This window comes from Ruegeria sp. L11 (assembly GCF_056531755.1).
Map to the genome: position 1 here is coordinate 730,568 of NZ_JBQFMI010000001.1, position 12,329 is coordinate 742,896.

Consider the following 12,329-nt stretch of genomic DNA (forward strand, 5'->3'; position numbering starts at 1 on the left):
TGATGACATCAACGGCTGGCCTTTGGCTGGCCGTTGTTCTGAGCGGCGCGTATCACGGGCTGAACCCCGGGATGGGCTGGCCGCTGGCGGTTTCCTCGGCCCTGATGGAGCAGCGCCAATCCGCTCTCTGGCGCGCGCTGGCGGCTTTGGCCGGCGGGCATTTTGTTGCCATGCTGGGTGTCCTTCTGCCTTTTGCGCTGATGGCCGTTCTGGTCGACAATCAACGGGAAATCCGCATCGGGGCTGCGTTGATTGTCATCGCGATGGGGCTATACATTGCGATCACCCGCCGTCATCCCCGTTTTCTGTCGCGCATACCGCCCAGCAAACTGGCACTGTGGTCGTTTCTCGTGGCGCTTGCCCACGGGGCCGCCCTTATGCTGGTTCCGATCTATCTTGGTCTGTGCCAGTTGGATGAACTGGATGCCGGTCATCAGGCGATCTCCAAAATCATGACAACAAACGGTCTGCTGGTTCTGGGAGTTGCGGCCTTGCATACCGCCGCCATGGTTCTGGGCGGAGGGTTTCTGGCCTTCGCTGTTTATCGTTGGCTGGGGCTGCGTTTCCTGTCCCGCAGCTGGTTCAACCTGGAACTCATCTGGGCGCTCAGCCTTGTTTTAGTTGGTCTTTTGGGGCTGTGGTCGGCGGTTTAATCGCTTTCCTTTGGGCCGCAACACACTATCCTCAGGTGCTGATATTACAATTCAATGAGGCCCGGATGATCACGACCCTGAATGTCATTGCCGCGTTGCTGACAATCGGTTTTGGCCTGTTCGGCTTTCTGGCGCCAGTTCATACCGCCAACGCGCTGGATCTGGCACCCACCAACAGCACCATGGGTCTGAGCGAACTGCGCGCTTCGGTCGGAGGGCTGTTTGTCGTCTCGGGCATTGCTGTCATCTGGCTGAATTCTCCGATGGCCTACACGATGTTGGGCATTGTCTATGCCGGTGCCGCACTGGGCCGCTTCCTGTCACTGGCGCTAGATAACCCGCCTTTTTTGAAGGCAGCGACTTTTGGAGGAATCGAACTGGTTCTGGCGACATGGTTGATCGCCGCCAACTTCAATAGGGCCGCGTAACGATCTGTAATTAAAGCTAACAAAGATGTGCAATCCAGGTTTGCATCCGTCGCTGACCTCACCTATATATGAGGTGTCCTTCGGGACTATGGACATAAACGCGCTCGTAATAAGCGGATCGGACCCGGGGGCGGTACCCGGCGGCTCCACCAAAATCCTTCGTTTGAGGATCACGGGGCCGAAACAGGATCGACGAACGTCTAAAGGGGTAAGCTTTGTCTCGGCTGTCTGCCACCGTTACCGGCGAAAACAGTACAATTGCAAACGACAATCGTGCTCCGGTTGCAGTTGCTGCGTAAGCAGTAACAAGACCGAAACTTAAGTCCTTGCGCCTAGCCGCGTAAGGCGGGGTTCGCAGGTACCTGGCAACAGAAACCTGCACTTCCCCCCAATATGTCTGAGATTTATGCCGCCTTTGCGCAGATTCAGAGTTTGTTCATTCCTTTTTGCCATCGTGTTCGCAGTTGGACAGGAGCGTTGGGATGACGAATTCAGAGATACTCAGATCCTGGTATTCTGAGGTTTGGGAAAACGGAAACACCGAGGCGATCGATCAGTTCTTTGCGCCCGAAACCATGGCCGAGGGGCTGATCCCCGAAATGCAGGTGGGTGCAGACGATTTTCGGGACCTCGTAACGGCTTTTCGTCATGTCTTGGGGGATATCAAAGTGGATTTGCCCAAGATCATCGAGAATGGCGATTGGGTATCCGCCATCCTGCATGTGCAGACGTGCCGGGCCGATAATGGTGCCCCTTTGGAGGTGACCGGTCAGGTCATGGCCCGGTTCAAGGACAATAAGATGGTCGAAGCGTATAATCATTTCGATTTCATCTCGTTCTTTGAAGAGATGGGTCAGTTTCCCGCCGACACCCTTCCCGTGTGTATGACCGGTCAGCGGCTCGACTGGGCCTGACGGTTCAAAACGCAAACTTGACCCCCTACGTTCTTGCGCGGTAGCACTGATGCAGGGGGTCAGCTTGCGAACACCCCGTGAGGCGTCAGCCCAAGCTTCGCATGGATCCGAATGACTAAAGGAGACATGCTATGGCTGCTCTTAACGCCATCACACCAACCCAATTGAGCCGATTGATCGGAACGCCTCAGGCGCCTGTTCTGATCGACATACGCACCGACGCGGATTTCAGTGAGGACCCGCGGCTGATACCGGGATCAACTCGCTTACCGCACACGGAAATCGACGCGATGACTCGTCTGATTGGCAACGACCCTTGTGTAATTATCTGCCACAAAGGCAAAAAGCTGAGTCAGGGGGTGGCGTCCTGGCTGCGCGGGAAGGGCAAAAACGCCGAACATCTGGAAGGCGGGTTTGAAGGGTGGCACGAACAGCGCGAGGCGCCGTTGGTCCCACAGTCGATTCTGCCGGCGCCCATTAATGGCAGCACATTGTGGGTTACGCGCCAAAGGCCCAAAATTGACCGTATCGCCTGCCCCTGGCTGATCCGCCGGTTTGTTGATCGCAATGCACGGTTCCTTTTCGTCGCGTCGGAAGAAGTTCAGGGAGTCGTTGATCACTTTGGTGCCACCCCCTTTGACGTTCCGAATACATTTTGGACGCATCAGGACAGCGGCTGCACATTTGACACGATGATCCGGGCATTTGACCTGCGAACCGAGGCGCTTGAGCGTATGGCCCGGATCATTCACGCTGCAGATACCGACCAGCATGATCTGGCCCCGGAAGCCGCTGGGTTGCTGGCGTTCTCGGTCGGTTTGTCCCGCCAGTATCGCGATGATCATGCTCAGCTTGAAGCCGGGTTGCACCTTTATGATGCCCTGTTCCGCTGGGCACGCGACGGGTTTGATGAAAAGCATGACTGGCCATCGGGTCATGGCGCATGAGACCTACGGCACTGGACCTTTTCAAGGTATTCGGACGGATCGGCCTGTTGTCATTTGGGGGGCCCGCTGCCCAGATCTCGCTGATGCATCAGGAACTGGTCGAGCGCAGGCCCTGGCTGGATGAACAGACCTATCTGCGCGCGCTTTCCTTGTGCATGTTGCTGCCCGGTCCCGAGGCAATGCAATTGGCAACCTACGCAGGCTGGCGCTTGCGCGGCGTCGCGGGCGGGCTGATTGCGGGCAGCCTGTTCGTTTTGCCGGGGGCGTTTGTCATTACTGTCCTGGTCGCGCTTTATTCAGCATTCGGCGACGTTCCACTGGTGCAATCCGCATTTACCGGCATCAAGGCGACCGTCATCGTGATCGTCCTGCAAGCCCTGCGCAAGCTGTCAGGTAAGGCGCTGACGGATACGGAACATCGTGTCATCGCAGGCCTGTCGTTTCTGTCAATCTTTCTGTTCAACCTGCCCTTCCCGCTGATCATTCTGATCGCGGCCCTGTGGGGGTATTTGCGTTATAACGGATCCATTGGGGCAACCGCTGTTCAGGACACGCCGCACCTTGCCCGTTCGGCCCGGACGATAGCGGTCTGGTTGCCGCTTTGGCTGGGGCCGCTTGTTGCTTTAACACTCAGCGGCCATCAATTGCTCAGCGATCTGGGGTGGTTCTTTGCCCGTCTGGCTGTTGTGACCTTTGGCGGCGCCTATGCCGTTCTGGCCTATATGTCGCAAACCGTTGTGGATCAGTACCACTGGATCAGTGCAGACCAGATGATTGACGGATTGGGGCTGGCAGAAACCACCCCTGGGCCATTGATACTGGTTACACAGTTTGTCGCCATGCTGGCGGGACAGATCAACGGTGGATTCTCACTGGCGCTTGCTGCGGGCGCTGTTGCGCTATGGGCAACGTTTGTGCCCTGCTTTCTGTGGATTTTCCTGACGGCCCCTTACCTTGACCGTCTGGCCACACGCCCCCGCCTGTCTGCCGCCCTTCACGGCATTACCGCCGCTGTTGTCGGAGTGATTCTCAACCTTTCCGTGTGGTTTGCCCTGAACGTTCTTTTCGAATCGGTGCCAGACATGAATTTGGGTCCGGCGGCAATACCCGTGCCCCAAGTGTCTTCGCTGAACATTCCGGCGCTTGCGTTAACCTTTATTGCTGGAATATTGATATTTCGACTAAAATTGGGGATCGGAACAGTGTTGGTTCTGATGTCACTGGCAGGGCTGGTTGCGCATAATATCTGATCAATCCGATCATACCTGCCCTTTCGTTTCCGAACAAAACCCCTATGCTGAGCTTAACCACTTTTGAGGATGACACATGTCGCAAGGCATCGACTATGGCAACCTGATGCACACCGCCATGCGCGGGCTTATCAAGACTGTGCTGACGGATGTATCGAAATCCGGTCTGCCCGGAGCGCATCACTTTTTCATTACCTTCGACACACGCGAAGATGGCGTGGATATCGCCGATTGGCTGCGCGACCGGTATCCGGAAGAAATGACAATCGTCATGCAACACTGGTTTGAAAACCTCGAGGTCGGAGAGAACGGATTCGCCATTACCCTTAATTTCGGAGACGCGCCGGAACCGCTTTACATCCCCTATGGCGCGATCAAGACCTTTGTCGATCCATCGGTGGAATTTGGACTGCGGTTCGAAAGCCCGGACGACGAAGATGAGGACGATTATGTTGCAGAGGACTTGATCGAAGTCGAAGAGGAAGAACAGGCGCATCACGACGCCGATGTCGTGTCGCTGGACAGCTTCCGCAAATAAGCCTTTGAGCCCCGCCCTGCGCGGGGTTCAGCGTTTCATCAGAAATGTTTCGACAGATCGGGATTTCTGACCGTCTATGAAGCGCGAGAATGACAGGTTCAGCCCGTCTTCGGCCAGGGTTCGGTCGAACTGCTGCAATTCATATCCGCCGTCAACGTCAATGAACAACGAAAACACCGTCAGCGTTTCGCCTTCGATACGCCCCCAGACGAAGGGTTCACCTTTCATCGGATCCAGCGGAACCTCATGACCGAACACGTTGCGTTTCATTGCGGCTGAAAACACATCCGGGCGGTCCGAGGGCACGAAGTCGATGGAAAACTGCTGTTCTTTTACCCGCCCATCAAGCTTGTAGGTCGTGGTTTGCCAGCTGACGTTGAACCCGTTTTTGGTCTCGAAAATGGAAACGCTCATATCCCGCGGGGTTGAGGTTCCGTCCGCATCTACGACATTTGCCGAGCCCACATAATCCCCCAGGAACGGGGTAATGTCCGCGGCGCGCGCAGATGCGCCCAGAACAGACAGCCACAAAGCACAGACAGCAAATAACACGATCGCTTTTTCAAGCGTAATGCGATGGAAATTTGACATCTTGTCCTCCAAGGCGGCTACGAACCTATTGTAGCTGAGAGGGGGCCGCGCACAATGGCACATTCCCTGACGATAACAATAAAAGTGACGCACCCCGCGCCTATACCTTTGACGCCCTTGGGTTTAAGGTGCGCGCAACTGGCCGATTGCGTCACAGCTTGGCTGCGGCTAAACGGCATACAACAGCATACCAGACGGAGTGACAGATGTCTCAGACCCGCACCGAATCCGACAGCTTTGGCCCGCTCGAGGTTCCTGTCGACAAGTATTGGGGCGCGCAAACGCAGCGTTCGATCATGAACTTCCCGATCGGTTGGGAGAAACAACCCATTGCCATTGTGCGTGCGCTGGGCGTGATCAAGCAAGCCTGCGCGATGGAGAACAAGGCGACCGGAAAACTGGATGCCAGGATTGCCGACGCCATCATTCAGGCCGCGGGTGAGGTGATCGAAGGCAAGTTTGACGACAACTTTCCGCTGGTCGTCTGGCAGACGGGTTCCGGCACCCAGTCGAACATGAACTCGAACGAGGTCATCGCGAACCGCGCCATCGAAATTCTGGGCGGTGTCATCGGTTCAAAAGACCCCGTGCATCCGAACGATCACTGCAACATGGGTCAGTCGTCGAATGACACCTTTCCCACCGCGATGCACATCGCCACAGCGATGAGTGTTCGTGACGTCCTTTTGCCTGGGCTTGAAAAACTGGCCTCTGGTCTTGAGCAGAAGGCTGATGAGTTCAAGGACATCATCAAGATCGGCCGGACTCATACGCAGGATGCAACGCCTCTGACACTGGGGCAGGAATTCAGCGGTTATGCCCACCAGATTCGTCAGGGGATTGCACGCGTTCACGCAGCGCTGCCCGGCATCTACGAACTGGCGCAAGGCGGCACCGCCGTAGGCACCGGCCTGAACACCCAAAACGGTTGGGGCGAAGCGGTTGCGGGCCATATGGCGCAGATCACCGGCCTGCCCTTCGTGACCGCGCCGAACAAGTTCGAAGCGCTGGCCGCCCATGACGCCATGGTCTTTATGTCCGGGGCTTTGGCGACCATCGCGGGCAGCTGCTATAAAATCGCCAACGACATCCGTTTCCTGGGCTCTGGCCCGCGTTCGGGGCTTGGAGAACTGATCCTGCCCGAGAACGAGCCCGGCTCGTCCATCATGCCCGGCAAGGTGAACCCGACCCAGGCCGAGGCTCTGACACAGGTTGCTGCGCACGTGATGGGCAACAACGCCGCGATGAATTTTGCAGGCAGTCAGGGCCATTTCGAGCTGAACGTCTATAACCCGATGATGTCCTACAACCTGTTGCAATCCATCCAGTTGCTGGGCGACGCTGCCGACAGCTTTACCGAGCGGATGTTGCTGGGCATCAAGGCCAATGAGCCGCGCATCGACAAGCTGATGAAGGAATCGCTGATGCTGGTGACGGCGCTGGCCCCGACCATCGGCTATGACAACGCCACCACGGTCGCCAAGACCGCGCATAAGAACGGCACAACCCTCAAGGAAGAAGCCATTGCGCTGGGGTTTGTGGACGAGGCAACCTTTGATGCCGTTGTGCGCCCCGAACAGATGATCGGCCCGAAAGACTGATGGGCAAGCCGGTCAACCTGAACCGGTATCGAAAAGAAAAGGCGCGGGCCGAAAAGAAGGCCCGCGCAGACCAGAATGCCGTCGCCTTTGGGCGCACCAAGTCCGAGAAAACAATCGTCAGGCTTCAGCAGGACAAGCAGAGGCGTGACCTTGACAATCACGAGCTGGATGAATGAGCGGCCGCCCGGTAAAACGTTCATTGACCCTCAAAGGACACCGGACATCTGTCTCGCTTGAAGATGAGTTTTGGCGGGCATTTCGCGACATTGCGAAAGAAAAAGATCAGCCAATCAATGCACTGGCCGCGCAAATTGATGTTGACCGCGACCCGGAAACCGGATTGGCCTCGGCTATTCGCGTGTTTATTCTGAACTGGTACCGAGACAAGGTTTAACGCTTGTCAGATCTTGGCTGTTGGGTGTAACGTCCCCAAGGAACAAAAGGGGTACACTCATGGGAAACACGGTATTGGGACCTGACGGTCAACCTCGGTGTTCCTGGTGCCAGGCGGCGCCGGAATTCTTTGACTATCATGACACCGAATGGGGCTTTCCGGTCTCGGATGACCAGCGACTGTTCGAGAAACTGTGCCTGGAAAGCTTTCAGTCGGGTCTTAGCTGGCGCACGATCCTGAACAAGCGCGAGAATTTCCGAGAAGCGTTTTACGGGTTTGATTTCAACAAGATGGCCGAGTTCTCTGAAGCCGATGTTGAACGTCTGCTGCAAAATGATGGGATCATTCGCCACCGGGGCAAGATCGAGGCGGTGATCAACAACGCCCGCCGCGTGCAGGAACTGGTGGCATCGGAAGGATCGCTGGCGGCTTATGTCTGGCGGTATGAGGCGGAAACCCCGCCGCCGCCACAATCGACATCCACATCGCCCGAGTCGGTGGCAATGTCGAAGGACCTCAAGAAACGGGGCTGGAAATTTGTTGGTCCCACGACGGTGTTTGCGTTCATGCAGGCCATGGGGCTGGTCAATGACCATGCCAAAGGCTGTATCAGCAGAAAAAAAGCGGCACAGTTGCGCCGCTCTTTCACGAAACCTGTCTGAGGATCAGACAGAGGCTTTGAAGATCTTGTCGATATTGCCGCCCAAGGCGGCGTTGAAATCGGCGTCCGACTGCTGTTTCGAGAGACCTTCGGTCAGTGCGCGCGAGAAAGACGCAATCATCTTGCCGTTTTGCCCCAACAGGTCGCAGGCCTCTTCGGTCGAATACCCACCTGACAGCGCAACAACGCGCAGAACGCGAGGATGGTCGGCCAGTTCGTCATACAGGTTTGCCTGTGTCGGGATCGTCAGCTTCAGCATGACCTCCTGCCCCTCACCCAGCTGGTCGAGGTTCTTCAGGATTTCAGCTTTCAGAATCTCCTCGGCCTCAGCCTTGGTTTCTGAATGAATGTTGACCTCAGGCTCGACGATCGGAACCATTCCGGCGTCAGTCACTTCACGGGCAACGTCGAATTGCTGGCCAACCACGGCCGCGATGCCTTCGGCATTGGCCTCGTGGATGACCGAACGTTCTTTGGTACCGAACACGCCTTCTGCCTTAGCCAGCGTGTCGGCCAGACCGGGGATCGGTTTCATCAACTGAACACCGTTGGCCTGATCCTCAAGGCCCTTGTCGATTTTCAGGAATGGCACGATTCCTTTGACCGACCAGAGGTAATCAGCGACTTTGCGGCCCTCGATCTCTTCACCAAGGGTGCGTTCGAACAGGATCGCACCGATGACTTTGTCTTTGGTGAAGTCATTTGCCAGAATGATCCGCGCGCGCATCTTTTGAATTTCGCCGAACATCTCAGCGTCCGAGCCGTAGGTCGACGCGTCAACGCCGTACAACGCCAGAGCTTTCGGGGTCGAGCCGCCGCTTTGATCCAATGCCGCGATAAAGCCTGCGCCGTTGATCATCTGCGCGCGCTGTTCTGCTTTGGCCATAATGTTTTCCCGTTCAATGATGATTCCGATGTCTTCCCCCGCATACATCACAGTCAGGACCGATGGTAGTTTGTTAGCGCTCAACCAGCCGCAACCATATGCCATCCCTGGATCGAACGGTCAGATGGGCCACCGGAACCGGCGTTTTGCCGCTGATTGTTTCGAATTTGAAATTCCGCACCAGCATCGACAGGATCAGCGGCCCTTCGACCATGGCAAACCCGGCCCCGGTACAGACGCGGGGACCTGCGGAAAACGGGATATATGCCTTACGCTGGCATGTTTTGCCGTTTTCACTGTTCCAGCGGGTCGGGTCAAAGCCATCGGGATTGTCCCATAACCGTTCGTGACGGTGCAGGTGCCAGGGGCTGATTACGATTTGTGACCCGTTGGGAACGTCCCTGTTTCGGAACTGGTGTGGGCACTTGGCCTCTCGCACCATCATGGGAACCGGCGGGTAAAGGCGCAGTGCCTCGCGAAACACGTCGCGGCTGATCTTGAGTTTGGAAACCGAGGCAAAGGTCGGATCGTCCAGAGCGGCAGCTTCGTCAGCAATCCTTTCCTGCCATTCGGGATAAAGCGCCAGCAGATACAATGTCCACGCCAGGGCCGATGCGCTGGTTTCATGGCCTGCCAGAAAGAAGATCGCGACCTGATCAACCATTTCCTTGGGCCCGAAAAACTGACCGGTTTCAGGGTCAGCGGTCGTCATGATCTTGGTTGCCAGATCGTAGGGGGCGGTTCCGGCCTTGATCGCCTCTGCCCGCTCATGGGTCAGGTCAGTGATCAGGTTACGAATGTCTTCGGCGTTTATCCGTGTCGTCCGGGAGTGGAATCGAGGCATCCATTTGGGCAGCGGAACGAAAGCTGCAAGGTTCAGCAGAGGTTGTTCACGCTGGTAGTTGCGGAACTTTTCAAACACCTTGCTGGCTATGGCGTGGTCGATCGGCACCGAAAACAAGGTGCGAAAAATCACATCTGCTGCGGCGTGGCTTGTCTGTTCTTCGACTTCGATCTGTTTACCGACATGGGGGCGCAACCGCTCAACACAAGCGTCTGCCGCGGCCAGCATGGCGGGAAACGTGTCTTTCAGCCGCCCGCCCTCAAATGCCGGGTCAATGATGCGCCGCTGTCGTTTCCACGTCTCTCCATTGGTTAGGAACACCGAATTTCCAAGCAAGGGGCGCAGGCCTTCGCTGATCCGGCCCGATTTAGGAAAATCTTCGGGGCTTTTCCTGAGGACGATGTCAATCAGGTCCGGTTCATTGACCAGGAAAGACCGGAAGAAGGGTGTCCTGAATTCGGCCATCCACGCGCGATAAAGGCGCGCTGGCTGCGCAGACAGCAGATCCTGACGAAACAGTTTCAGGTAACGCAATAGGGAAACCTTGTCTGCGCGTGGCTGGGGCTTGGGCGGGTTCATGGGCGAACCGACGTGTATTTGGACACAGGCGTCTCAATCCGGCTGCGCGAAGGTGTGCGCCCAAGGAACCGCTGTTTCAGCGTCAAAGGTCCTGCCGTAATTCGGAAATAGTCGTAAACACCCGGCGTATCGAATACGCAAAGGTACTGAAAATGCAGCCGGAAGAACCGCCAGCGCAGGGCTTTCCAACGTTCAGGCGCCAGAGTTTGCGTAAAGGCCGCCGACAGGACAAGGGGCCAGCGTTTGTCCGGCCCGGCCACCCCTGTAACGGCCACCGGATCACACAGCGCAAATGCGCAGCCATCCCCGGGGGCCGAGACATCGACCCACGTGATGTCCGGACTGGAAGACAGGAATTGAAGGTCGGACCGAAGGCCATGCGCATTTGGCAGAAAGGACACCATAGGCATCACCTGCCCCAGGCTGAGGAACGACAACTCTGCCCCCTGTTGCGGCACGGCCCTGTCGCGGATCAGGTCGGCCAGAACAGACACCCCCAGATGCGCACCCGAACTATGGCCCACTACCAGAACCTCATCCACACCGGATATCAGCGCGGCTTCAATCGCTTTGCGGAATGCGGCCAGCCTTTCCTTCAGTTTTAGCGGAGTTTCCCCCTTTAACTGTGCGGAATAGGCGTAATCATGCATCAGGTAGTAGGCAAACAACCGGTTGTCGATCTTGCGGAACCACAGCATCAGCGCAACCGCAACGGCGATACCCGGAAACAGACCCCACCAGCCAGCCATCGCCACGGATGCCCACACGACTGCAAACGCAACCAGCAGCTGAGACACCAACATCGCCACCGGATAGAGCGCCGCAATCACCGGGCCTTTGCGCAACCGCATCAGGCGCCACAAAGCACCGGTCGAAATGTATATCCACGCCGTGTGGGCCAACTGCGCATAGGTGGCAGGGATCGACGCGGACATGCTGTCGCGCACGATGTCTGACCAGACCAGTACTTCAATTTCAGTCTCGACGGACGCACCGTCCTGAATGGACGTCACGGACCAGCCGAACAGACCCTCCGCGGACTTGGGAGCCATGGCGATCTCATATCCCGAAATCCGGGCCTGCGCTTGCGACTCGGTTCGGTAAAGCTCGCGATATCGTCGCGGCGGCATCGGGTCATAACCGGGGATGTAGAACACCCGGCGTTTGCGCACCTGTGACTGATTTCTCTGACTGCTCATGCCTTTACCTTCTGCCGCGCAGGTTAACGCAGGCTTTAGGTCAAGGTAAGGGGGTCAGACGCTCAGCCGAAATTCGCAAGTGCCGGGAAGGTTTCCAGCAACCACCAGCTGAAGCGGGTGAACAGGCCTGTGACCAGCATGATGCCCACGAACAGAAGCAGCCCCCCCATGACCTTTTCGATCACGCCCATATAGGGCTTGATCCGGTTCATCACCGTCATAGAGCGGTTTAGGAACATGGCTGCGAGCAGGAACGGAATACCCAATCCAGCCGCATAGACACCCAGCAACAGCGTGCCCCGCGCCACCGAGGCCTCGGTCGCCGCAAGGGACAGGATCGCGCCCAGTTGGGGCCCGATACAGGGCGTCCAGCCGAATGCGAAGGCCAATCCAAGAATATAAGCACCAAAGACCGAGCCACCGGAATCACCGGTTTCGATCCGCGCTTCGCGGTCCAGAAAGGGGATGCGGAGGACATTCAGGAAATGCAGGCCAAAGACAATGACAACGGCCCCGGACAGCTTGGCAAAAAGCACCTGATTTTGCAGCACGAACACTCCAAAGGCAGATGCGGTAAAGCCCAACAGCAGAAAAACCGTCGACAGGCCCAGCACAAAGAACAGCGCTGACATGGTTGCCTTGCGCCGGGCGCGGGTCTCATCCTGCATTTCGTTGATCGTGACGCCGCTCATATATGCCAGATAGGGCGGCACGATGGGCAGCACACAAGGCGACAGAAAGCTGATCAGGCCACCCAGCAGGGCAACAAACATGGCGGGCAGCAGCCCCGCGTCTATGATTTCTATTCCGAACATGTCTAAGCACATAAGTGATGATTGGCGGT

General features: G+C 56.9%; 15 protein-coding genes and 1 other RNA gene. 11 read left to right on the forward strand and 5 right to left on the reverse strand.

Annotation, left to right across the window (positions count from 1 at the left end; all coding sequences use genetic code 11):
* Positions 1-2 precede the first annotated feature (2 nt).
* The 7 genes from ACR0CE_RS03620 to ACR0CE_RS03650 all read left to right on the forward strand — a co-directional run bounded on the left by ACR0CE_RS03620 (position 3) and on the right by ACR0CE_RS03650 (position 4,730).
* Positions 3-653 carry a hypothetical protein gene (locus tag ACR0CE_RS03620; RefSeq protein WP_480537820.1) on the forward strand — a complete coding sequence of 217 codons (651 nt, stop codon included), beginning with the start codon at positions 3-5 and terminating at the stop codon, positions 651-653.
* Between the two features lie 65 nt (positions 654-718).
* Positions 719-1,081, forward strand: coding sequence for a DUF4345 family protein (locus tag ACR0CE_RS03625; protein WP_480481048.1), 363 nt, complete (start codon positions 719-721; stop codon positions 1,079-1,081).
* 36 nt (positions 1,082-1,117) lie between these two features.
* Positions 1,118-1,464, forward strand: a transfer-messenger RNA (tmRNA) gene (gene ssrA / locus ACR0CE_RS03630).
* Between the two features lie 99 nt (positions 1,465-1,563).
* Entirely contained in the window at positions 1,564-1,995 is a 432-nt protein-coding gene (locus ACR0CE_RS03635) for an ester cyclase (protein ID WP_267364373.1), read from the forward strand.
* A 131-nt stretch (positions 1,996-2,126) separates the two neighbouring features.
* A complete protein-coding gene (locus ACR0CE_RS03640; RefSeq protein ID WP_480830971.1) occupies positions 2,127-2,942 on the forward strand; it encodes a chromate resistance protein ChrB domain-containing protein in 816 nt (271 codons plus the stop codon).
* Positions 2,939-4,192 (forward strand): chromate efflux transporter, encoded by a 1,254-nt coding sequence (chrA, locus tag ACR0CE_RS03645; RefSeq protein ID WP_480830973.1) that lies wholly within the window; start codon positions 2,939-2,941, stop codon positions 4,190-4,192. Before ACR0CE_RS03640 ends, chrA begins: the two co-directional genes overlap by 4 nt.
* A gap of 76 nt (positions 4,193-4,268) precedes the next feature.
* A complete protein-coding gene (locus tag ACR0CE_RS03650) occupies positions 4,269-4,730 on the forward strand; it encodes an SspB family protein (protein ID WP_480481054.1) in 462 nt (153 codons plus the stop codon).
* Positions 4,731-4,757: 27 nt separating this feature from the next.
* On the opposite strand, the gene ACR0CE_RS03655 is transcribed toward ACR0CE_RS03650, so the two are convergent.
* Positions 4,758-5,321, reverse strand: a complete 564-nt coding sequence (locus tag ACR0CE_RS03655; protein ID WP_480481056.1) for a hypothetical protein — start codon at positions 5,319-5,321, stop codon at positions 4,758-4,760.
* A gap of 206 nt (positions 5,322-5,527) precedes the next feature.
* On the opposite strand from ACR0CE_RS03655, the gene fumC reads away from it, so the two are divergent.
* From fumC to ACR0CE_RS03675, 4 genes are read left to right on the forward strand one after another with little or no spacing between them, the layout of a single operon-like run.
* Complete coding sequence (gene fumC / locus ACR0CE_RS03660; RefSeq protein WP_480481058.1) at positions 5,528-6,922, forward strand: class II fumarate hydratase; 1,395 nt, start codon at positions 5,528-5,530, stop codon at positions 6,920-6,922.
* Complete coding sequence (locus ACR0CE_RS03665; protein WP_480481060.1) at positions 6,922-7,098, forward strand: DUF4169 family protein; 177 nt, start codon at positions 6,922-6,924, stop codon at positions 7,096-7,098. Before fumC ends, ACR0CE_RS03665 begins: the two co-directional genes overlap by 1 nt.
* Entirely contained in the window at positions 7,095-7,316 is a 222-nt protein-coding gene (locus tag ACR0CE_RS03670; RefSeq protein ID WP_209504003.1) for a ribbon-helix-helix domain-containing protein, read from the forward strand. The genes ACR0CE_RS03665 and ACR0CE_RS03670 overlap by 4 nt, the downstream gene beginning before the upstream one ends.
* A gap of 59 nt (positions 7,317-7,375) precedes the next feature.
* The gene (locus tag ACR0CE_RS03675; protein ID WP_480830975.1) at positions 7,376-7,978 is read left to right on the forward strand and encodes a DNA-3-methyladenine glycosylase I; all 603 of its coding nucleotides are present in this window, start codon (positions 7,376-7,378) and stop codon (positions 7,976-7,978) included.
* Between the two features lie 3 nt (positions 7,979-7,981).
* Here the strand turns inward: ACR0CE_RS03675 and ACR0CE_RS03680 are convergent, their stop codons facing one another.
* The 4 genes from ACR0CE_RS03680 to ACR0CE_RS03695 all read right to left on the reverse strand — a co-directional run bounded on the left by ACR0CE_RS03680 (position 7,982) and on the right by ACR0CE_RS03695 (position 12,300).
* Positions 7,982-8,863, reverse strand: coding sequence for a fructose bisphosphate aldolase (locus tag ACR0CE_RS03680; RefSeq protein ID WP_480830977.1), 882 nt, complete (start codon positions 8,861-8,863; stop codon positions 7,982-7,984).
* 73 nt (positions 8,864-8,936) lie between these two features.
* Positions 8,937-10,286 (reverse strand): cytochrome P450, encoded by a 1,350-nt coding sequence (locus ACR0CE_RS03685; protein ID WP_480830979.1) that lies wholly within the window; start codon positions 10,284-10,286, stop codon positions 8,937-8,939.
* Positions 10,283-11,485: a hypothetical protein gene (locus ACR0CE_RS03690; RefSeq protein ID WP_480830981.1), complete on the reverse strand. Its 1,203-nt coding sequence runs from the start codon at positions 11,483-11,485 to the stop codon at positions 10,283-10,285. Before ACR0CE_RS03690 ends, ACR0CE_RS03685 begins: the two co-directional genes overlap by 4 nt.
* Positions 11,486-11,547: 62 nt before the next feature.
* A complete protein-coding gene (locus ACR0CE_RS03695) occupies positions 11,548-12,300 on the reverse strand; it encodes a cytochrome c biogenesis CcdA family protein (protein ID WP_480505282.1) in 753 nt (250 codons plus the stop codon).
* Positions 12,301-12,329: the final 29 nt, after the last annotated feature.